Raw genomic sequence first — 20,004 nt, forward strand, 5'->3', positions numbered from 1 at the left:
TGCTTCTAGGGATTGAGGCGCATCATAGCCCGAACAGTGCGGCTGTTTCTGTGGCCAACTGTTGCAAGTCGGCAAGCGCGCAATTATCGCCATTGTCGATCACGATATCGGCCGAAGCCCGTCGAATGCGCCGAGGGGCCTGGGCTGCCAGGATCGACTCTACCGTGGCGCGCTCCAGCCCGTTTCGTGCCATCACGCGCTGTATCTGCAGGTGCTCTGGGCAATCCACCACAACGATCGCATCCAGTCTTTGGGCCCATCGGCCAGACTCCACCAGCAGAGGGACATCAAACACGATGACGCGAGCCCCTGAGGCCTCTGCGGCTTGCGCTTGCTGGCTGCTGTGCAGACTGACAAGAGGGTGAACGATGGCTTCCAGTGCAGACTTGGCTTGGGGTGTGCTGTAGGCCAGTTGGCGCATGCGTGCGCGGTCCAGCGCTCCCGTCTCGTCCAGATACTCCCGCCCAAAGGTTTGGGCTATGGCATCCATCGCATCGCCACGGGGGCCTGTGACTTGTCTGGCGATCTGATCAGAGTCAATGATGGCCGCGCCATGGATCTGGAGCAGCAGGCCGAACGTGGTCTTGCCGCTGCCAATGCCACCTGTCAGTCCGATATGGCGAGCGGATCGCCCCATCTTCAGAGCCCAAATCCACGCAACACGGTGTCCAGTATGGCTTTGGGCCCAGCGATCATCGCGGTGAGGCCAGCCCCCACCAGAAAGGGCCCGAAGGGCACATACCCACCTTCGCGCAGGCTGCTGAAGACCTTCATGCCAATGCCCACGATGGCACCGATGACCGACGACATCAAAATGATGGGCACTAGGCCCTCCCACCCAAACCATGCGCCGAGGGCGGCGAACAGTTTGAAATCCCCGTACCCCATGCCTTCTTTGCCCGTTGCCAGCTTGAATGCCCAATACACCAGCCACAGCGAGAGATAGCCTGCCGCAGCGCCCATCACCGAGGACGCCAGTGGCACTTGGGTCCACTGCAATACCGACACCAGCAGCCCCGCCCAAAGCAATGGCAAAGTCAAGTCATCCGGCAACAGCGTCGTATCCCAATCGATAAAAGCCAGTGCGACCAAAACAGCGGAGAAACCGCACCAAGCCAAACCGGTAGGCGTCGGTCCCCAGTGCTGCACGCACCAAAAGAACAGCCCGCCTGTGAGCAGTTCCACCAGCGGATACCGGGGGCTGATGTGGGTGCTGCATTCAGAGCACTTGCCGCGCAAAAAGAGGTAGCTGACAACGGGAATGTTCTCGTACCACGCCACGAGATGACCACAGGAGGGGCACCGTGACCGGGGAACCATCAAGTTGAAGGGCTCCTGTGGCGATGGTTCCGCGTCACTGCCAGCCTGCTCGGCCTGAAAGGCTGCTGACTCTGCAGCCCATTGCCGCTCCATCATTTTGGGCAGTCGATAAATGACAACGTTCAAGAAGCTGCCAATGAGAAGCCCAAACAGCGCAGCCAGCCCTGAGGCTGGCAAAGATTCCAGCGCCATCAAACGACCTGACCCAGTTTGAAAATGGGCAGGTACATCGATATCACGATGCCGCCAATCAGGCCGCCCAGGAATACGATGATGATGGGTTCCATCAGGCTAGAGAGGCCTGCCACCATTTCGTCCACTTCGGCCTCGTAGAAGTCTGCGGCTTTGCCGAGCATGTGGTCAATGGAGCCAGATTCCTCACCAATGGCGCACATCTGGATCACCATGGAGGGAAATACCTTGGCGTTGTCCATGGCGACGGTGAGGCTGGTGCCGGTGGAGACTTCTTGCTGAATTTTCTCGGTCGCTGTGGAGTACACCGAGTTGCCAGAGGCGCCGCCGACGGAATCAAGCGCTTCCACCAGTGGAACACCCGCTGCAAACATGGTGGCCAAGGTCCGCGTCCAGCGGGCCACGCAGGACTTGTCAATCAATGCGCCAAAAATAGGTATCTTGAGCAGAAAACGGTCCATGAATTTCTGCATTTTTTCACTGCGCTTCCAAGCCTGCATGAAAAAATAGAACCCGCCGCCGATGATGGTGAAAATCAACCACCACCATTTGACAAACACCTCGCTGATCGCCATTACAAACAGTGTGGGTGCGGGTAAATCGGCGCCAAAAGATGAAAAAACCTCTTTGAATGCGGGGATCACGAAAATCATGATCACAGTCACCACCACAAAGGCAACAATGACCACCGAGATCGGATACATCAAGGCTGATTTGATCTTGGATTTGATGGCCTCTGTCTTTTCCATATAAGTCGCAAGCCGGTCCAGCAGCGCTTCAAGAATACCTGCCGCTTCCCCGGCTTCCACCAAGTTGCAATACAGGCTGTCGAAGTACATGGGGTGCTTGCGAAACGCGGCGTTCAATGAGGTGCCGGTCTCAACATCGGTACGAATGTCATTCAACAGTTTGGTCACGCTGGCGTTGGTGTTGCCACGCCCGACAATGTCAAAAGACTGCAGTAGTGGAACACCGGCCTTCATCATGGTGGCCAATTGCCGGGTGAAGAGTGCAATGTCTTTGGGCTTGATTTTCTTGCCGGAACGGGTACGCCTCTTCTTGATTTTGGTCGGAAAAACGCCTTGTCGGCGCAGCGTGGCCTGAACTTGGTTTTCGCCGACAGCCCGAATCTCCCCGCGCACCACCTTGCCTGCGCGATCCTTGCCTTCCCATTCAAAGACAAACTCTTTGATGTCCCTCGATGCTGCGGTTGCCATGCTGTTCCCTGTCTATCTGTCTGTTATTCATTGGTCACGGCGAGCACTTCTTCCAGCGAAGTGAGGCCGAGTTTGGCCTTGTAGAGGCCTGATGCGCGCAAGGATCGAACGCCCTCGTTGCGTGCTTGTTCTGCAATTTCGAGGGCGCTTCCATCGCGCAAGATAATGCGCTGAATTTCTTCAGAGATGGGCATGACTTGGTAAATGCCTACGCGCCCTTTGTATCCGTTATTGCACGCGGAGCAGCCCACGGGTTTGTAGGTGATCCAGGATCCATCGAGCTCTTCCTCCGTGTATCCGGCCTCCACCAAGGCTTCATGGGGTACATCCGCAGGGGCCTTGCAGACGTTGCACAAACGTCTAGCCAGACGTTGTGCAGTAATCAAAATCACGCTCGATGCAATATTGAAGGGTGCAATGCCCATATTGCGCATCCGCGTCAATGTCGTGGGGGCATCGTTGGTGTGCAGTGTGGATAAAACCAAGTGACCTGTTTGGGCTGCTTTGATGGAAATATCAGCGGTTTCCAGGTCTCGAATTTCACCCACCATGATGATGTCCGGATCTTGACGCAGGAAAGATTTCAAGGCCACCGCAAAAGTGAGGCCTGCCTTGTCGTTCACATTGACCTGATTGACCCCTGGAAGATTGATTTCAGAAGGGTCTTCCGCCGTTGCAATGTTGACGCCCGGTTTGTTGAGCAGGTTCAGGCAGGTATACAGAGACACCGTTTTTCCAGAGCCTGTGGGGCCTGTCACCAAAATCATTCCATAAGGGCGACCAATTGCAGACAGGAGACGCTCTTTTTCCTCTGGCTCATAGCCCAGCGCATCAATGCCCAGCTTGGCACTGCTGGGGTCCAGGATACGGATCACGATTTTCTCGCCAAACAAAGTGGGCAAGGTGCTGACCCGGAAGTCAATCACACGGTCCGGCCCCACCTTGAGCTTCATTTTCCCGTCTTGAGGTACTCGCTTTTCGGAGATATCCATGCGAGATATCACTTTGATACGGGAAGCGAGTTTATCTTTGATCGCAATGGGGGGCGACGAAATTTCCTTGAGCTCCCCGTCAACACGGAAGCGTACGCGGTACTGGTGCTCGTAGGGTTCAAAGTGCAAATCGGATGCCCGCATATTGAATGCATCGAGCAGCATTTTGTGCAAGAACTTAACGACAGGAGCGTCTTCGACCTCATTGGCGCCTGCATCGATTGATTCCGGAACCTCTTCCGTAACCGATTCGTCAAAATCGAATTCACCGCTGGTCAGGCTCTCCATCGACTCCGTCGTGGACTTTGTGCTCGTTTCGACCAAGCGATTGAGCTTGTCGTATTCGGCAATGATCCAGTCCACTCCCATTTGGGTTGTGAACTTGATTTTTTCTGCAGCCTCCTGATCAGTGGGGTCCGCGGTAGCGACAATCAGTCGATTGTTTCTCTTGCTGAGAACCACGACCTTGTAAGACTGGCAGATTTTTGCATCTAGCAGGTCTTTAGGCAGTCGTTGGGGGTCAATAGCCTCCAAGTCCAGCAGAGGAGCACCAAAAACTGCAGAAACCGTGTGCGCCAGATCTGACGCAGAAACGACACCGGAGCCGGTCAGTTCGGCAATAAAGCTGGTGCGATTATTTTGTGACTTTTGGTAAATTTCCTCTGCGGCTTTTTGTGCCAACTTGCCCGCAGACATGAGTGCCCGTCCCAACCCGGGAAGAGCAATTGCAGAAGCGTCTTTAGGAGCGGTGTCAACAGCAGCCATGTAACCAATAGACCATTAATGTGAGCAGCAGCTCATCCTATCATCGCCCACCGGTTTTGGGCTGTATGGGGGGCTGTGTTGGTGGCTCTACCGCAACGGTGGTGTGTCGCCTGGCTGGAGTGAGTTGTGCCGTTGAAATGTGAGAACTCAGTTTAGGCCTTGTCGGCAATTTGCGCATCCCTCTCTTGTGATGGGACGGGCAGATCCGCGCGCTGGCGACTGCGTGCTTTGAGGGGATGCGGAGGCCGTGGGTTGTCCTCGTGCGCGCCCTTCTTTATTAAGCCCGGCGCTCGGTCAGTTGATTTGCTAGGGCGCGCATACCGTCGGAGTGCGGTGTTGGTGGCAATGTGGCAATTGCCGCAATGGCGCGGTGGGCTTCATCGGAGGCTGCTTGGCGTGCGACCTGTAGAGCACCTGTTTGTTTGACGATGTCGATGATGGCGGCCAGTTGCTCTGTTGAGCCTTGTTCAATGGCGTGGCGGATGGTTTGGGCTTGTTCTTGCGTGCCGCGTGCCATGGCTGCAATCAACGGAAGGGTGGCTTTGCCCTCGCGCAGATCATCGCCCAAATTTTTACCCATCTCTGAGGCATTGCCGTCGTAGTCGAGGACGTCATCAATAATTTGGAACGCGGTGCCTAGCGCTTGTCCATAAGTGGCGCAGGCCTCCTCAATCTGTGTCGTGCTTTCGGCCAGAACCGCACCCAGGCGTGCGCTGGCCTCGAACAGCTTGGCTGTCTTGGAGCGGATGACTTTTAGGTAGTCGGTTTCAGTCAGTGATGCGTCGTGCATGTTCATCAATTGCAGGACTTCGCCCTCCGCAATGATGTTGGTCGCCTCGGAGAGAATCTCCATCACCCGCATGCTGCCTGTTTCAACCATCATCTGGAATGACCGGGTGTGCAGGAAGTCACCGACCAGCACACTGGCAGGGTTGCCGAAGGTTTCGTTGGCGGTGGCGCGTCCTCTGCGCAGGGTGGATGCATCCACCACGTCGTCATGCAATAGAGTGGCGGTATGGATGAGCTCCACCACGGCTGCCAAAGTGTGGCTGTGTCGACCTTGGTAGTTCAGTGCCCTGCACACCATCAGCAACAACGCTGGCCGCAGGCGCTTGCCGCCTGCAGCAATGATGTACTGTGAGATTTGTCCCACCAGAGGCACCGTGGACGTCAATCGCTGTCCAATAACTCGATCAACTTCTCGCATGTCCTCTGCAACCAGTGAGAGGGGGGCGCTTGTGGTGGTGGGGGTGTTATCAGTCAAGATGGCGGCTACCGAGAGTGCCCTGAATTATAGGAATGGCTGGACTCGCGCGCGGCGGCTTTGTGGCGAGGGTGATACTTTTTGTGGTCTATGGCATAATCTAGGGCTCTGCAGAAATAGGTCTGCAGAACTCAATTCAAAGAGGCTCACATGTACGCGGTCATAAAAACCGGCGGCAAGCAGTATCGCGTTGCTTCCGGCGAAAAAATTAAAGTAGAACAGATTGCTGCGGACGTAGGCCAGGAAATTGTGATCGATCAAGTTCTGGCCGTCGGCAACGGCGCAGAATTGAAGATCGGCACACCCCTGGTGTCCGGCGCAACCGTGAAAGCCACTGTTGTGGCGCACGGCAAGCACGACAAAGTGCACATCTTCAAGATGCGCCGTCGCAAGCACTATCAAAAACGCCAAGGCCATCGCCAGCAGTTCACTGAGCTGCAAATCGGTGCGATTGCTGCTTAATCAGGAGTCAATGTCATGGCACAGAAAAAAGGCGGCGGCTCTACGCGAAACGGTCGTGATTCCAAGCCAAAGATGCTGGGTGTCAAGGCCTTCGGCGGTGAATTAATCAGCGCTGGTTCCATCATCGTGCGTCAGCGCGGTACCCGTTTCCACCCCGGCAGCAACGTCGGTGTGGGCAAGGACCACACTCTGTTTGCATTGGTTGACGGGCATGTCTCGTTCGGCACCAAGGGTGCACTGTCCAAGCACACAGTCAATGTGACCCCAGCCTGAGCTTAGCTTCTGGTTGAAGACAAAGCCCCGCACTGTCGGGGCTTTGTCGTTTTTTGTTTTCGCATTTGGCTGTTCTGGCAAGATGCGCGATTCGCTGATGCGGTCGGCCCCTTGGGGGTTGGATGTTGCGCATCTTTTGGCTGTTGGTATGTCTCTGGCCTTGCCCTTTCTGTGGTGATGGGGTGGGGCCTGGATCTTCTTTGTGTAGGAAGGTCAATCGCACCTAGCCTCTTTTGTAAACTGGATATCCCATGAAGTTCGTCGATGAAGCCTATATTGACATTGCCGCAGGCGATGGTGGCAATGGCTGTGTGTCATTTCGCCACGAAAAATACAAGGAATTCGGCGGGCCCAATGGAGGCGATGGTGGGCGCGGTGGGCATGTTTTCGCTGTGGCGGATCCCAACCTGAATACGTTGGTGGATTTCCGTTACTCACGCCGGCATGATGCCAAGCGGGGCGAGCATGGTATGGGCTCGGACATGTTTGGCGCGGCGGGGGATGACATCACCCTGAAGATGCCTGTCGGGACCATCATCACGGATGCGGAAACGGGCGAAGTGCTTTATGAATTGCTCAATCCGGGTGAAGTGATCACCATCGCCAAAGGCGGGGATGGCGGTTTTGGGAATATGCGTTTCAAAAGCGCCATCAACCGTGCGCCACGCCAGAAAACGCCAGGCTGGCCCGGCGAAAAGAAAAATCTCAAGCTGGAGTTGAAGGTTCTGGCAGATGTGGGGCTGTTGGGGATGCCTAACGCTGGCAAGTCGACCTTCATCACTGCAGTCTCCAACGCACGCCCCAAGATTGCGGATTACCCCTTCACGACCTTGCACCCGAACCTGGGTGTCGTCCGCGTGGGGCCTGAGCAGAGTTTTGTGGTTGCTGACATCCCCGGCTTGATCGAGGGGGCCTCGGAGGGGGCGGGGCTGGGGCATCAGTTCTTGCGCCACTTGCAGCGCACCCGTTTGTTGCTGCACGTTGTGGATCTGGCGCCGTTCGATGATGCGGTGGATCCCGTGGCCCAGGCCAAGGCCATTGTGGGTGAACTCAAGAAATACGATGCGCAGCTCTACGACAAGCCCCGTTGGCTCGTATTGAACAAGCTCGACATGGTGCCGACGGAGGAGCGCAAGGCGCGAGTCAAGGACTTTGTGAAGCGCTTCAAATGGAAGGGCCCGGTGTTCGAGATTTCTGCGCTGACGCGAGAGGGTTGCGAGCCTTTGATCCATGCGATCTATCGCCACGTCAAGGCGGAGCAGATGGTCGAAAACACCCCGGTGGAAGTCGATCCTCGTTTTGCGGATGATGCGTCGTCCTGATTTGCTATAAATTTTGTAGCTTGCTGCGCTTATAGATTAAGCGCTTACGGATAAAAAGACCTTCAACATGGTTTCTAGCGTATTGCGTGATGCTCGCCGCATCGTGGTCAAGGTAGGCTCCAGCTTGGTGACGAACGAGGGGCGGGGCCTGGATGAAGCGGCCATTGGCGAATGGAGTCGCCAGCTTGCGGCTTTGGTGCGTGGCGAGGGGGGCGCGCCGCGCGAGGTGGTGATGGTGTCGAGTGGGGCTATTGCCGAGGGAATGAAGCGTCTGGGCTGGGCGTCGCGCCCGCAAGAGATCCACGAGTTACAGGCTGCCGCGGCCGTTGGGCAAATGGGTCTGGCCCAGATGTACGAGACCAAATTGCGTGAGCAAGGCATGGGCAGCGCCCAGGTGCTGCTCACGCATGCCGACCTGGCTGACCGTGAGCGGTATTTGAATGCCCGGTCCACCCTACTGACGCTGCTGCGACTGGGGGTGGTTCCTGTGATCAATGAAAACGACACGGTGGTCACCGATGAAATCAAGTTTGGTGACAATGACACGCTGGGTGCGCTGGTGGCCAATCTGGTGGAGGCCGATGCCCTGGTCATCTTGACCGATCAAAAGGGTTTGTACACCGCAGACCCGCGCCGTGATCCCGCCGCACAGTTTGTGCACGAAGCCAAAGCCGGTGACCTTGCGCTCGAAGCGATGGCGGGCGGGGCCGGGTCGAGCATTGGCAAGGGGGGCATGATTACCAAGATTCTGGCGGCCAAGCGCGCCGCAGGGTCGGGGGCCTCGACCGTGATTGCCTGGGGGAGGGAGCCGGACGTCTTGCTGAGGCTCGCGGGTGGCGATGCTCTGGGCACTTTGTTGGTAGCCCAAACCCAAAAGACGCAGGCGCGCAAGCAGTGGATGGCCGATCACCTGCAATTGCGTGGGGCGGTGTTGGTGGATGCAGGCGCCGCTTCCAAGTTGCGGGAGGAGGGGAAAAGTCTGCTGCCCATTGGCATGACCAGTGTGGAGGGTGATTTTTCCCGGGGTGATGTGATCGCTGTGCGAGACCCTGCGGGCATGGAGATTGCCAGGGGTCTGGCCAACTATGCGGCGGCGGAGGCCCGATTGCTGTGTCGCAAGCCGTCCACCGAATTTGAGCGGTTGCTAGGTTACACCGCGGAGGCGGAGATGGTGCATCGCGATAACTTGGTTTTGTCCGCAGTCTGAATTTCGCAAGGGTTCAAGCGAATTGTGGGTTACATGCAAAAGGCCGCCCCCGAAGAATCTCCGGGGGCGGCCTTTTGTCTGTCTGGCGTCTGTTTGGCTCTTGGTCGGTGAAGGTGTGCTTCCCGCTCTCAACTGGGCTGAGACTTTGATGGTGCCACGGCCATTGCCAAGGGCGGAATGGCCTCCAGCTCTGCTGGCATGCTGTTTTGCGGATCGGGATCGAAGCTCGCGCCGGGCGGCAATTCCATGCCAGGGTGCAGCAACAGTGAGCCCGTTCTGAACATCGTTGGCGCGGCCTGTTCCGGATCCCGTGCCCGCATTCCGCTGCGCAGGTAGCGATTGCGTTGGTCGTGCCGGGGCAGGAAGCGGGCCAACTCGGTCAGCGCCATTTCATAGACGCCCCGCTTGAACTCCACCACGACATCCAGTGGCACCCAGTAGTCGTTCCAACGCCATGCGTCAAACTCCGGGTGGTTGGTGGCGCGCAGGTTCAAGTCCCAGTCGTGTCCCACGAGTTGTAGCAAATACCAGATTTGTTTCTGGCCCTTGTAGTGTCCGCGCGCATCGCGGCGGATGTACCGGTCAGGCACCTCATAGCGCAACCAATCCCTTGTGCGGGCAACCAAGCGCACATGGTTGGGCAATAATCCCACCTCTTCGTGCAATTCCCGAAACATGGCTTGCTCAGGGGTTTCGCCCCGGTCAATGCCGCCTTGTGGAAACTGCCAGCTGTGGGTGCGGATCCGCTTGCCCCAGAACACTTGGTTCTTTTGGTTGAGCAGGATGATGCCGACGTTCGGCCGAAAGCCGTCCCGGTCAAGCATAATCGAACCCCAATTTTTTAAACTGTGTCCATTATGCACGGCGCTATGCGGCCGACAAGAGGACCGGTCTGAATAGACTGAAATCGCTCCGATGAAAGCCTCTCAATTCTTTATCTCCACCCTCAAGGAAGCTCCGGCCGACGCCGAAGTGGTCAGTCACAAACTCATGATGCGGGCGGGGCTGATCAAGAAGCTGGGCGCAGGCATCTACAACTACATGCCTATGGGTCTGCGGGTGATCCGCAAGGTTGAAGCGATTGTGCGCGAGGAGATGAACCGGGCAGGGGCGGTGGAGTGCGCTATGCCGGTGATCCAGCCGGCTGAGCTTTGGCAGGAAACGGGGCGTTTTGAAAAGATGGGTCCCGAGCTGTTGCGCATCCGCGACCGCCATGGTCGTGACTTTGTGGTGCAGCCCACCAGTGAAGAGGTGGTGACGGACATTGCGCGGCAGGAACTGCGCAGCTACAAGCAACTGCCGAAGAATTTTTACCAGATTCAAACCAAATTCCGCGATGAACGCCGCCCCCGCTTTGGCTTGATGCGTGGCCGCGAGTTCATCATGAAGGACGCGTACTCGTTCGACCGCGACCAGGTGTCCGCCAAAGCCAGCTACCAAGTGATGGCTGCCGCGTACCGCCGTATTTTTGACCGTTTTGGTTTGACCTACCGCGCTGTGGCGGCCGATAGCGGCGCCATTGGTGGGGACCTGAGCGAAGAATTCCAGGTGATTGCCGCCACAGGCGAAGATGCCATCGTGTACTGCCCTGGCAGCGACTACGCCGCCAACATGGAAAAGGCCGAGGCCTTGGCCCCACAAGGCCCGCGCGCAGCGGCCGCCCAGGCGCTCGCCAAGACACCAACGCCCGGCAAGAGCACCTGCGCCGACGTGGCCGACCTGCTGGGCTTGCCCCTGCAGCGTACCGTGAAGTCGCTGGTCCTGGCCACCGACACCACCAACGAGCAAGGCGAGATCGTCAAAACCCAGGTGTGGCTGCTCCTGCTGCGCGGCGATCATGACATGAACGAAATCAAGGTCAACAAAGTGCCGGGGCTGGAAAACTTCCGCTTTGCTACCGTGGCCGAGATCGAAGACCACTTTGGCTGCAAGCCCGGCTACCTGGGCCCCATTGGCCTCAAAAAGCCCCTGAAGCTGGTGGTTGACCGCGAAGTCGCCGCCATGGCCGACTGGGTGTGCGGCGCCAACGAGGTGGATTTCCACATCACCGGCGTGAACTGGGGGCGTGATTTGCCTGAGCCTGACGTGGTGGCCGATTTGCGTAACGTGGTGGCTGGCGACCTGTCGCCGGATGGCAAGGGCGAGCTGGCGATTGAGCGCGGTATCGAAGTGGGCCATGTGTTCTATCTGGGCACCAAGTACAGCCGTGCGATGAATGCGACTTTCCTGGACGAAAACGGCAAGCCGCAGCCACTGGAAATGGGTTGCTATGGCATCGGTATTACCCGTTTGCCAGCGGCCGCCATTGAGCAAAATCACGATGAGCGGGGCATCATTTGGCCCGACGCGATTGCGCCTTTCACCGTGGTCATTTGCCCCATTGGCATGGACCGCAGCGAAGAGGTGAAGGCCGCCGCTGAAAAGCTGTATGCCGAGATGCTGGCCCAAGGCGTGGATGTTTTGCTGGACGACCGGGGTGAGCGCCCTGGCGCCATGTTTGCCGATTGGGAACTGATTGGTGTTCCACACCGCGTGACCATTGGCGACAAGAGCCTCAAGGACGGTGTGGTCGAATACCAGCACCGCCGCGATGCGGCCGCCACCAAAGTGGCCGTGGCAGACGTGTGGGCCCATGTGAAGGGCCGCATGGCGGTATGACGATGGAGGGTGACGGTGTGCGTGGGGATGTGAGTTTGCAGAAGGAATGGCCGCTGGGCGTGTCGCGCCGGGCCTGTTTGATGGCGGCTGTCGCCCCTGTGGGGTGGCTGGCTGCGCCAGGCCTGGCCCATGCGGGCGGGCAGCTTGAAGAGCCTTTGATGGATTCTGTGCGCACTGCCTTGAGTTCTGCCATTGCCAACCAGGCTCCCCCGGAGCCAGAGTTTTTCTCTACCGAATCGCGCCTGGGCTACCTGCGCTGGCTGGGCACGATGAGTGACCGCCTGCGCAAGCGCAAGCCCGAGTGGGAGGTGCGCCGCGACTTCCTGCAAACCGTGTGGTACGAGTCCAAACGGGCTGGTCTGGACGTATCGCTGGTCATGGGCCTGATCCAGGTCGAGAGCGCGTTCCGCAAGTTCGCAGTTTCTAGCGTGGGGGCCCGGGGCTACATGCAGGTCATGCCGTTCTGGACGCGGGTGATCGGTGATGGGGATGCAGGCAAGCTGTTCCACATGCAGACCAACCTGCGTTTTGGCTGCGTCATCCTGCGCCACTACATTGACCGGGAGCAGGGCGATTTGTTCATGGCCTTGGGGCGTTACAACGGCAGCCGTGGCAAGCCGCCTTACCCCAACGCTGTTTTCTCGGCCCAGCGCAATTGGGTCATGGACGCCAAGACCGCTCTTGGTTGATGGGCAGGCAGGATCAGACCGCGATGGTCTGATCTTCAGCCGTTGCTGTGTGCGCTGCCCGCTTCCGTGCTGGGCTGGCGCGACACCATGACTTGGTCGATGCGGTAACTGTCCACGTCCAGCACCTCAAACTTGAAGCCCCCCCAGGTCACGCTGTCCGTGCGCCGGGGCACACGCCGCAGCATCACCATCAAAAAGCCCGCCAGGGTTTCATACTCGCCCGCATGGGGCGGCTCGTCCAGGGCCAGCACGCGCAGTACATCGCTGATGGGGGTCACTCCGTCAATCAGCCACGAGTTGTCGTCACGCTGAACAATCTGCTCTTCGTCGGCAGGGCCCACCACCAGGTCGCCCATCACCGTGCTCATTACATCGTTCAGCGTCACCACACCAACGACCAGGCTGTACTCGTTCACGATCACCGCAAAGTCTTCGTGCACCTGCCGGAACTGCTCCAGCACTTCAGACAGCGTGAGCCGGTCTGGCACGATGAGCACCTTGCGCACCAGGCTGTCATCGGCCAGCGAAATCGGCTGGTTGTTCAGCACCCGCTGGAACAAATCCTTGGCGTCCACATAGCCGACCACATGGTCGATATCGCCTTCGCACACGGGGTACGTCGAAAACGGCTCCGCAGCAATGCGTAGGCGGATGACGGAGTCGGGCTCGTCGCGCAGGAAGAACGCGACCCTATCGCGCGGTGACATGGCGCTGGACACCGTGCGCGTGTCCAGCTCGAACACATTGGTGATGACCTGCTGCTCGCGTGCGGCCAGCACGCCAGCCCGGGCACCTGCTTCCATCATGGCCAGGATGTCATCGGAGGTGATGCGTTCATCGCGCAGCGACGACAGGCCCAGCAGCCTGAACAAGGCATCGGCCCCCCGGCTGTAAAACCACACCAGTGGGCGCAGCAGCGTCATGCACCATGCCATGGGCTGTGCCAGCCGCACGGCCAGGCGCTCGGGCTCGGCCATGCCCAGGCGCTTGGGGAACAGGTCGGCAAACAGAATGAACAGCGAGGTGATGATCAGGAACGAGACCATGAAGCCCGCAGTCTGCGCGGTGGACTCAGCCATCCAGACTTCAAACAGTGCGCTGAAGTGGGGGCTCAAGGCCCCTTCGCCCACGATACCGCCCAGAATGGCCACGGCGTTTTGCCCCACCTGCACCACGGTGAAATAGTCGCCGGGTTGCTCTTGCATGCGCAGCACCCGCTCCGCACGGGGGTCACCCTCATCGGCCATCTGGCGCAGGCGCAGGCGCCGCGCTGCGGCCAGCGAGATCTCGGCCATGGAGAAGAAAGCACTGGCTGCGATCAGCAGCACGATGACGAGAAGGCTTTGGGTCATGAATGGTGACAGAGCGTGGCGCTATGGCACACCGGCCCTTGGAGTGTATCTGCCCGTACATGGCCTCCAGTCCGTGGCCAGAGTGCCTCGGACTGGAGGATCTTGCGCGGCGCAGCAATCACCCGCGCGCGGGCTGCTCCTGGCGCGTTGCCCAGGGGCGCTTACTGCACAAAGCCCATGCGCCCCCGTGCTGTGGCGGCCTTGGGCAGGTCGTCCACTTCCACGGCCGATCGCCGGTCCAGTCGGGCGTTGCCAAAGCCTGTCATCCATGCCCGGCGCATTTCGCGCGGGGGCATGCGGGCCAGGCAGTCCAGCACATCGTCCAGTGGTTCGGGGTCCAGCAGGCGGCCCCAGTCGTGGCTGTGGCGAATGCTCTGGTATAGGTTCAGGGCAATGGTGCGTGCTTGCTCCAGCGACGGGGCCTCCACCTCAAACACGTTCATGCGGTTGAGGATGGGGTCGGGAATGCCGCGCGTGTCATTGGCCGTGGTGATCCAGATGACCTGGCTCGCATCAATGGCCACTTCGGCAAACTCGTCGGTAAAGCTCTGCGCCGTGTCGTGCTCCAGCAGGCTGTAGAGCGCACCCAGTGGGTCGTACTGCGCATCGCTGCTGGCCTTGTCGATCTCGTCCACTACGATCACGGGGTTAGCGTATTCGCCCTCGATGAGGGCTTCAAACACCTTGCCGGGGCGGGCGCCCTTCCATTGTGCGGACGAGCCCGACAGCAGCCAGCCTGCCGTCATGGAGCTCATGGGCAGCAGGTTCATGCCGGTGCCCAGCAGGTCGGCCAGGTGCTTTGCAAAGTGGGTTTTGCCAATGCCGGGGGGGCCTAGCAGCAGCATCGGGGTCACTTCCAGGCCATCGCTGCTGTCCTGTGCCAGCGCAACGTGGCGTTTGATGTCGTCCAGCACCTCGGTGAAGTTGGGCAGCAGCTCGTACAGGCCACTCATGTCGGGCACGCCCGAGGGCTTGACGTGAAAGCGCTCGGGGCCGCGCTCCAGCATGCGTTCGTAGACGGTGCGCAGGTTTTCGTATTCGCGCTGGCTGCCAGCATCCTGCAGCCGTGCGAGCTTGCGCTCGACATCGCCAGGGTGGAACACATTGCGCATCTGGGCCACCGGCAGGTGCAGTGCGGGGCTTTGGGGAACAAGGCTATGGCTGGTCATTGCATGCTCCTGTGATGTGGGTCACGCACCCATTCAAGCACACAACATGCCGCCCCTCAACGTGGGATAAGCCCTGTGTTAGTGCCACTGTTGCAGGCATGCTGCACGGGGCTCTGCGCTGGCTGCCGCTGTCATGGGGCGCGCCAAAAACAAAGGCCGCCCCAAAGGGCGGCCTGTCTGGCGGCAAAGAGGCGCTGCGGCCTCGGAGGCATCAGCCCTCGGTGCCCAGCACTTGCTTGAGTTCGCCCGATTCGTACATCTCCATCATGATGTCCGAGCCGCCGATGAACTCGCCCTTGACGTACAGCTGCGGGATGGTGGGCCAGTTGCTGTAATCCTTGATGCCTTGGCGGATGGCGTCGTCTTCGAGCACGTTCACGGTGACCACGGCCTTGGGGTCCACGCCGCAGGCCTTCAGGATCTGGATCGCACGGCCGGAGAAGCCGCACATCGGGAAGCTGGCGCTGCCCTTCATGAACAGCAGGATGTCGCTGGATTTGACGAGGGCGTCAATGCGTTGTTGGGTGTCGCTCATGGTGTCGGTTCCATTGGGTTCAAAGCGCAAAAGCGCGATAGCCCACATTATCGTTGTTCGCAACCCAGGCTGCCTGCAGGGCTTTGGGGCCTGCTGCCGTGCCTCCTGGCAAAGCCCTCGGGCTTTACAGTTTGCGCAGCTCGGACTCCAGCTTGTTCAACGCTTCCACCTCTTTAACCATCTTGGCGGAAATGGCATTGACCTGGTTGAGCAGGCGCTGGCTGGAGACCTGCGTCATGCCGCCCACCGTGGTGATTTCTTTCGGGTGCTGGTCTGCCAGGGCCAGCAGCTCCAACGACGCCGTGAAGATGTTCTGCAGCGCAGGCAGTATGCCCAGCATCAGCTCGCTGTGGCGGGTGACGTACTTTGCGTACACCTTGTCGTACACCGGTTTCAGGTCCTCGGGCTGCTTCAATTCAGCCTTGGCTTTGTCGGCTGTAGCGACCAGCGCCCGGATGTCTTGCAGCGCCTGTGGTATGCCGTTGCTGATGGCCGTGATCTGCTCGCGGCGTGCCTTGAGCTGCGCGAGTGACGTGGTCATGCCCACGTCCTGGATCTGTTTGGCCAGGGGCAGGGCTTCCATTTTTTCGATGAACTGGACCACCACGTCATAGTGCTTGGCATAGTCACCAAACGTTTGGCGCTTGCCTTCGTTGGGCACGGGGTAGGACATGCCACGCGCAGAGAGCACTTCTTTGTCCAGAAACTCAATGAACGCCTTGCGTTCCTTGGGTTCGGAGAAGCAGCCCGTCAGCAGCAGGGTGGGCGCTGCGCACAGGGCGCCAAAGCCGAGCAAGGCGCGACGCCGTGAGGGGTGAAGGAGGGCGGTATGGGCCATGGTGTGGTGCCTTGATGTGAAGAAATCGGGGCTTTGCCGAAGGCGTGCACGGCACGTGCAGCGGGGGGGGCAAAGCGATGGCGTCACTGTATGAAAAAAAGCGCACCAGACCCGCGCAGCTCGCTCTTTCAAGGCGCAGGGATCGGCATTTTTTGGCAAATGTGGCCACCTCGATGCCCCGTGTGTGGGGCGCTGCCGACACTGGCAGCCCGCAGAACCCGGGGGCAAGCGGTTGTGGACAGAGGAGACGGTGGCGCGGTAGCGCTAAGCCATCCAGCAGCCGCCTGTGCAGCGGTCCACGCCCGCCAAGTCTGTGCGGCTTTGGACTTGGCGAAACCCCTGCGCCAACAGCAGCGCCTGCACGGCCTGGGCCTGGTCGTAGCCATGCTCCAGCAGCAGCCAGCCCCCAGGCCGCAGGTGGGCGGGGGCCTGGGCGACGATGGTGCGGATGTCATCGAGCCCATCGGTGCCGCTGGCCAGGGCTTGCAGGGGCTCGTGCGTCAGCGCGGCCAGGTGGGGGTCGGCGTTGGCGATGTAGGGAGGGTTGGAGACGATGGCATCGAACACGCCCTGCACGCCCTCCAGCCAGTTGGCTGGCTGAAACTGCACGGGCAAGCCCAGCCGCTTGCCATTGGCCTGCGCCACGGCCAAGGCATCGGCGCTGGCATCCACCGCCAGCACCTGGGCGTCGGCGCGTTGGCTTTGTAGCGCCAGGGCGATGGCACCGCTGCCGGTGCCCAGGTCCACCACGCGCGGCGATGTCAGCGGGGCAAGCACCTCCAGCGCCCAGTCCACCAGCGTTTCGGTGTCGGGGCGCGGGTCCAGCACGCGCGTATCCACCTGCAGCGGCAGGCCGTAGAACTCCTTGCGGCCGGTGAGGTAGGCCACCGGCTCGCCCGCCGCGCGGCGCTGGCACAGAGCGATGAACTGGGCGTGCACGGCCTCGTCCATCGCGTCCGTGTCGTGCGCCAGCAGCCAGGCGCGGCCTGCGTCGGGGCGGCCCACGGCGTGCAGCAGCAGCAATTGCGCGTCAATGCGCGCCAGGCCCAGGGTGTGGGCTTGGCCCAAGGCCTGGGCCAAAGTGGGGGCTGTGTTGTTCACTATGGTTTTGATAGCTGCTTGCGCTTGCCTATCAAGCGCTAGAAGGCAATTTGATTCAAATCTGGTTGGGAGTTAGCCCGTGGTGCCCATCTCCAGCTCTTCCAGCTGCTCGGCTTCGCGTGCGTGGGCCAGGGCTTGCAGCACATCGCCCAGGTCGCCTTCCATCACGTACAGCAGTTTGTACAGCGTGAGGTTGATGCGGTGGTCGGTCAGCCGCCCCTGCGGGAAGTTGTAGGTGCGAATGCGGTCGCTGCGGTCGCCGCTGCCGATCAAGCCTTTGCGCAGCGCGGCCTCCTTGGCTGCGCGCTCGCTGCGCTCTTTCTCCTGGATGCGCGCCTGCAGCACCTGCAGCGCCTTGGCCTTGTTGGCGTGCTGGCTGCGGCCGTCTTGGCATTCGGCCACGATGCCGGTGGGCAAGTGCACCACGCGCACGGCCGAATCCGTTTTGTTGATGTGCTGACCGCCCGCGCCGCTGGCGCGGAAGGTGTCGATGCGCAGGTCGGCCGGGTTGAGCTTGATGGCCTCGTGCTCGTCGGGCTCGGGCATCACGGCCACGGTGCAGGCGCTGGTGTGGATGCGGCCCTGCGTTTCGGTGGCGGGCACGCGCTGCACGCGGTGGCCGCCAGACTCGAACTTGAGGGCGCCGTACACGCCGCTACCGGAGGGGCCGGACCCTGGCGCGCCTTCAAAGCGCAACACGATTTCCTTGTAGCCGCCCAGCTCGGCCGCGTTCTCACTCACCACCTCCACCTTCCAGCCCACGGTGGCTGCGTAGCGGGTGTACATGCGGGTCAAGTCGCCTGCGAACAGGGCCGATTCGTCGCCACCCGTACCCGCGCGGATTTCGACGAACGCGTTGCGCGCGTCATCGGGGTCTTTGGGCAGCAGCAGGCGCTGCAGTTCGTCTTCCAGTTGCAGCAGCTCGGCCTCGGCGCCGGTGATTTCCTCTTGCGCCATCTCGGCCATGTCAGGGTCGGCCAGCATTTCGCAGGCACCGGCCAGGTCGGCTTCGCGCTGCTGGTAGCGGGCATAGCGGCCTGCAATCTGCGTGACTTCTGCGTGCTCGACGGAAATGCGCCGGTACTGCGCCATGTCGCTCATGATGTCTTCGCGCGAGAGCAAAAAATCCAGCTCGCCCAAGCGCTGTGCATAGCGCTCCAATTGACTTCGGAGAAAGGGTTTCATGGCAATTCGGAAAATAGGTTTGCTACGAAATTTGTAGCTGCCAGCGCTTGTTAATCAGGCGCTAGAGGCCGATTTTGTTTGAAATCGGAGTGGCGAGTGAGCGGGCGGGCGCCGCTACTGGCCGTTTTTGCTTTGCGAGCGCAGGAACAGGCGCGAGACGGTCTGGGCCGTCTGGGCGCGCATTTCGGCATCGCCTGCGCGCAGCTCGGCCAGGGTGCCGTGCAGCATCTTTTGTGTCAGGCCGCGCGAGAGCGCTTCGAGCACGGCATCCACGTTCTCGCCCTTGGCCAGCAGCTTCTTGGCGCGTGCGATCTCGGCGGCGCGCCACTCGTCGGTTTGTGCATTGAGCTGCTGGATCAGCGGCACCACACCACCGGCCTGGCCGACGGGGCTGCGCAGCTCCATCCAGTGCATGAAGCTTTGCACACCGGCGTCGATGATGGCCTCGGCCTGGGCCACGGCGGCTTGGCGGTTGGCCTGCGCGGTTTGCACCACGGTGGCCAGATCGTCCACGGTGTACAAGTACACGTCGCCCAGGGCCTTGACCTCAGGCTCGATGTCGCGCGGCACAGCCAAGTCCACCATGAACATGGGGCGGTGGCGGCGCTTCTTCAAAGCGCGTTCCACAGCACCCAGGCCGATGATGGGCAGGCTGCTGGCGGTGCAGCTGATGACGGCATCGAACTCGTGCAGGCGCTCGGGCAGGTCGGCCAGGCGCATCACCTCGCCGCCAAAGCGGGTGGCGAGTTTTTCGCCACGCTCCAGCGTGCGGTTTGCAATGGCAATGGCCTTGGGGTTCTTGGCGGCGAAGTGCGTGGCGCACAGCTCAATCATCTCGCCCGCGCCGACGAACAAAATCTTGGTCTCGGAGATGTCTTCAAACAGCTGGCCTGCCAGACGCACGGCCGCTGCTGCCATGCTGATGCTGTGCGCGCCGATCTCGGTGCTGGTGCGCACCTCTTTGGCCACGGCAAAGCTGCGCTGAAAGAGCTGGTTGAGCGTGGTGCCCAGGGCGCCAGCCGTTTCGGCGGCGCGCACGGCGTCCTTCATCTGGCCCAGGATCTGCGCCTCGCCCAGCACCATCGAATCAAGCCCGCTGGCCACACGGAAGGCGTGGCGCGCGACGAGGCTGTCTTCCAGGGTGTAGGAGTGCGAGCGCAGCAACGCGGGGCTCACGCCGCCGCTGTGGGCCAGCCAGCCCAGCGTGTGGTCCAGCGCAGGCTGCTGGCCAGCGCAGTAAATTTCGGTGCGATTGCAGGTGGAGATAATGGCGGTCTCCACCCCCGGGTGGCTGCCGGTGGTGCCCAAAGACTGGCGCAACCCGTGCAGCGTGGGGGCGATCTGATCGAGCGCGAACGCAAACCTGCCGCGCAGATCGAGCGGCGCGGTGGTGTGGTTGATGCCGAGGGCCCAGACTGCCATGGTGGCGGATTATAAAATCCTTACCTAAACTGCGGCGCCCA

General features: G+C 60.3%; 19 protein-coding genes. 6 read left to right on the forward strand and 13 right to left on the reverse strand.

The window, feature by feature from the left end:
* Positions 1 to 22: 22 nt before the first annotated feature.
* The 5 genes from coaE to CLU88_RS19715 all read right to left on the reverse strand — a co-directional run bounded on the left by coaE (position 23) and on the right by CLU88_RS19715 (position 5,693).
* A complete protein-coding gene (coaE, locus tag CLU88_RS19695) occupies positions 23 to 637 on the reverse strand; it encodes a dephospho-CoA kinase (RefSeq protein ID WP_099658052.1) in 615 nt (204 codons plus the stop codon).
* Between the two features lie 2 nt (positions 638 to 639).
* On the reverse strand, positions 640 to 1,512 hold the full coding sequence (locus CLU88_RS19700) for an A24 family peptidase (protein WP_099658053.1): 873 nt from the start codon (positions 1,510 to 1,512) through the stop codon (positions 640 to 642).
* On the reverse strand, positions 1,512 to 2,729 hold the full coding sequence (locus CLU88_RS19705; RefSeq protein ID WP_099658054.1) for a type II secretion system F family protein: 1,218 nt from the start codon (positions 2,727 to 2,729) through the stop codon (positions 1,512 to 1,514). The genes CLU88_RS19700 and CLU88_RS19705 overlap by 1 nt, the downstream gene beginning before the upstream one ends.
* A 23-nt stretch (positions 2,730 to 2,752) precedes the next feature.
* Positions 2,753 to 4,486: a type IV-A pilus assembly ATPase PilB gene (gene pilB, locus CLU88_RS19710; protein WP_099658055.1), complete on the reverse strand. Its 1,734-nt coding sequence runs from the start codon at positions 4,484 to 4,486 to the stop codon at positions 2,753 to 2,755.
* Between the two features lie 277 nt (positions 4,487 to 4,763).
* On the reverse strand, positions 4,764 to 5,693 hold the full coding sequence (locus tag CLU88_RS19715) for a polyprenyl synthetase family protein (protein ID WP_199173479.1): 930 nt from the start codon (positions 5,691 to 5,693) through the stop codon (positions 4,764 to 4,766).
* A gap of 207 nt (positions 5,694 to 5,900) precedes the next feature.
* On the opposite strand from CLU88_RS19715, the gene rplU reads away from it, so the two are divergent.
* The 4 genes from rplU to proB all read left to right on the forward strand — a co-directional run bounded on the left by rplU (position 5,901) and on the right by proB (position 9,014).
* Positions 5,901 to 6,212: a 50S ribosomal protein L21 gene (rplU, locus tag CLU88_RS19720; RefSeq protein ID WP_010462012.1), complete on the forward strand. Its 312-nt coding sequence runs from the start codon at positions 5,901 to 5,903 to the stop codon at positions 6,210 to 6,212.
* 15 nt (positions 6,213 to 6,227) lie between these two features.
* Positions 6,228 to 6,485, forward strand: a complete 258-nt coding sequence (gene rpmA / locus CLU88_RS19725; RefSeq protein WP_026437555.1) for a 50S ribosomal protein L27 — start codon at positions 6,228 to 6,230, stop codon at positions 6,483 to 6,485.
* A 251-nt stretch (positions 6,486 to 6,736) separates the two neighbouring features.
* A complete protein-coding gene (gene cgtA / locus CLU88_RS19730; protein WP_099658056.1) occupies positions 6,737 to 7,807 on the forward strand; it encodes an Obg family GTPase CgtA in 1,071 nt (356 codons plus the stop codon).
* Between the two features lie 67 nt (positions 7,808 to 7,874).
* Complete coding sequence (gene proB, locus CLU88_RS19735; RefSeq protein ID WP_099658057.1) at positions 7,875 to 9,014, forward strand: glutamate 5-kinase; 1,140 nt, start codon at positions 7,875 to 7,877, stop codon at positions 9,012 to 9,014.
* Positions 9,015 to 9,142: 128 nt separating this feature from the next.
* On the opposite strand, the gene CLU88_RS19740 is transcribed toward proB, so the two are convergent.
* Positions 9,143 to 9,838, reverse strand: coding sequence for an RNA pyrophosphohydrolase (locus CLU88_RS19740; protein ID WP_099658058.1), 696 nt, complete (start codon positions 9,836 to 9,838; stop codon positions 9,143 to 9,145).
* A 91-nt stretch (positions 9,839 to 9,929) separates the two neighbouring features.
* Here CLU88_RS19740 and CLU88_RS19745 point away from each other — a divergent pair, with 91 nt between their 5' ends.
* Positions 9,930 to 11,672, forward strand: coding sequence for a proline--tRNA ligase (locus CLU88_RS19745; RefSeq protein ID WP_099658059.1), 1,743 nt, complete (start codon positions 9,930 to 9,932; stop codon positions 11,670 to 11,672).
* 2 nt (positions 11,673 to 11,674) lie between these two features.
* Positions 11,675 to 12,361, forward strand: a complete 687-nt coding sequence (locus CLU88_RS19750; protein ID WP_099658060.1) for a lytic transglycosylase domain-containing protein — start codon at positions 11,675 to 11,677, stop codon at positions 12,359 to 12,361.
* Between the two features lie 35 nt (positions 12,362 to 12,396).
* Here CLU88_RS19750 and CLU88_RS19755 read toward each other — a convergent pair whose 3' ends face one another.
* The 7 genes from CLU88_RS19755 to hemA form a co-directional block, all read right to left on the reverse strand.
* Complete coding sequence (locus tag CLU88_RS19755) at positions 12,397 to 13,713, reverse strand: hemolysin family protein (protein WP_099658061.1); 1,317 nt, start codon at positions 13,711 to 13,713, stop codon at positions 12,397 to 12,399.
* Positions 13,714 to 13,874: 161 nt separating this feature from the next.
* Positions 13,875 to 14,882 carry an AAA family ATPase gene (locus tag CLU88_RS19760; protein WP_099658062.1) on the reverse strand — a complete coding sequence of 336 codons (1,008 nt, stop codon included), beginning with the start codon at positions 14,880 to 14,882 and terminating at the stop codon, positions 13,875 to 13,877.
* A 211-nt stretch (positions 14,883 to 15,093) separates the two neighbouring features.
* Entirely contained in the window at positions 15,094 to 15,417 is a 324-nt protein-coding gene (grxD, locus tag CLU88_RS19765) for a Grx4 family monothiol glutaredoxin (protein ID WP_099659025.1), read from the reverse strand.
* A 124-nt stretch (positions 15,418 to 15,541) separates the two neighbouring features.
* Complete coding sequence (locus CLU88_RS19770; RefSeq protein ID WP_099658063.1) at positions 15,542 to 16,255, reverse strand: DUF3053 family protein; 714 nt, start codon at positions 16,253 to 16,255, stop codon at positions 15,542 to 15,544.
* Between the two features lie 264 nt (positions 16,256 to 16,519).
* Entirely contained in the window at positions 16,520 to 17,356 is an 837-nt protein-coding gene (prmC, locus tag CLU88_RS19775) for a peptide chain release factor N(5)-glutamine methyltransferase (RefSeq protein ID WP_099658064.1), read from the reverse strand.
* 72 nt (positions 17,357 to 17,428) lie between these two features.
* Positions 17,429 to 18,541, reverse strand: a complete 1,113-nt coding sequence (gene prfA, locus CLU88_RS19780; protein ID WP_099658065.1) for a peptide chain release factor 1 — start codon at positions 18,539 to 18,541, stop codon at positions 17,429 to 17,431.
* A 114-nt stretch (positions 18,542 to 18,655) separates the two neighbouring features.
* A complete protein-coding gene (hemA, locus tag CLU88_RS19785; protein ID WP_099658066.1) occupies positions 18,656 to 19,963 on the reverse strand; it encodes a glutamyl-tRNA reductase in 1,308 nt (435 codons plus the stop codon).
* Positions 19,964 to 20,004 lie beyond the last annotated feature (41 nt).

The sequence above is a fragment of the Acidovorax sp. 56 genome, from assembly GCF_002749705.1.
Lineage (GTDB): Bacteria > Pseudomonadota > Gammaproteobacteria > Burkholderiales > Burkholderiaceae_C > Acidovorax.

Excerpts from the sequence above, each read along its gene's own strand:
- rplU (WP_010462012.1), top strand. The coding sequence starts at position 5,901 with ATGTACGCGGTCATAAAAACCGGCGGCAAGCAGTATCGCGTTGCTTCC.
- CLU88_RS19750 (WP_099658060.1), top strand. The coding sequence starts at position 11,675 with ATGGAGGGTGACGGTGTGCGTGGGGATGTGAGTTTGCAGAAGGAATGG.
- CLU88_RS19715 (WP_199173479.1), bottom strand. The coding sequence starts at position 5,693 with ATGCGAGAAGTTGATCGAGTTATTGGACAGCGATTGACGTCCACGGTG.
- CLU88_RS19755 (WP_099658061.1), bottom strand. The coding sequence starts at position 13,713 with ATGACCCAAAGCCTTCTCGTCATCGTGCTGCTGATCGCAGCCAGTGCT.
- CLU88_RS19760 (WP_099658062.1), bottom strand. The coding sequence starts at position 14,882 with ATGACCAGCCATAGCCTTGTTCCCCAAAGCCCCGCACTGCACCTGCCG.
- proB (WP_099658057.1), top strand. The coding sequence starts at position 7,875 with ATGGTTTCTAGCGTATTGCGTGATGCTCGCCGCATCGTGGTCAAGGTA.
- prfA (WP_099658065.1), bottom strand. The coding sequence starts at position 18,541 with ATGAAACCCTTTCTCCGAAGTCAATTGGAGCGCTATGCACAGCGCTTG.
- CLU88_RS19705 (WP_099658054.1), bottom strand. The coding sequence starts at position 2,729 with ATGGCAACCGCAGCATCGAGGGACATCAAAGAGTTTGTCTTTGAATGG.
- CLU88_RS19745 (WP_099658059.1), top strand. The coding sequence starts at position 9,930 with ATGAAAGCCTCTCAATTCTTTATCTCCACCCTCAAGGAAGCTCCGGCC.
- hemA (WP_099658066.1), bottom strand. The coding sequence starts at position 19,963 with ATGGCAGTCTGGGCCCTCGGCATCAACCACACCACCGCGCCGCTCGAT.
- pilB (WP_099658055.1), bottom strand. The coding sequence starts at position 4,486 with ATGGCTGCTGTTGACACCGCTCCTAAAGACGCTTCTGCAATTGCTCTT.
- coaE (WP_099658052.1), bottom strand. The coding sequence starts at position 637 with ATGGGGCGATCCGCTCGCCATATCGGACTGACAGGTGGCATTGGCAGC.
- cgtA (WP_099658056.1), top strand. The coding sequence starts at position 6,737 with ATGAAGTTCGTCGATGAAGCCTATATTGACATTGCCGCAGGCGATGGT.
- rpmA (WP_026437555.1), top strand. The coding sequence starts at position 6,228 with ATGGCACAGAAAAAAGGCGGCGGCTCTACGCGAAACGGTCGTGATTCC.
- CLU88_RS19770 (WP_099658063.1), bottom strand. The coding sequence starts at position 16,255 with ATGGCCCATACCGCCCTCCTTCACCCCTCACGGCGTCGCGCCTTGCTC.
- CLU88_RS19740 (WP_099658058.1), bottom strand. The coding sequence starts at position 9,838 with ATGCTTGACCGGGACGGCTTTCGGCCGAACGTCGGCATCATCCTGCTC.
- grxD (WP_099659025.1), bottom strand. The coding sequence starts at position 15,417 with ATGAGCGACACCCAACAACGCATTGACGCCCTCGTCAAATCCAGCGAC.
- CLU88_RS19700 (WP_099658053.1), bottom strand. The coding sequence starts at position 1,512 with ATGGCGCTGGAATCTTTGCCAGCCTCAGGGCTGGCTGCGCTGTTTGGG.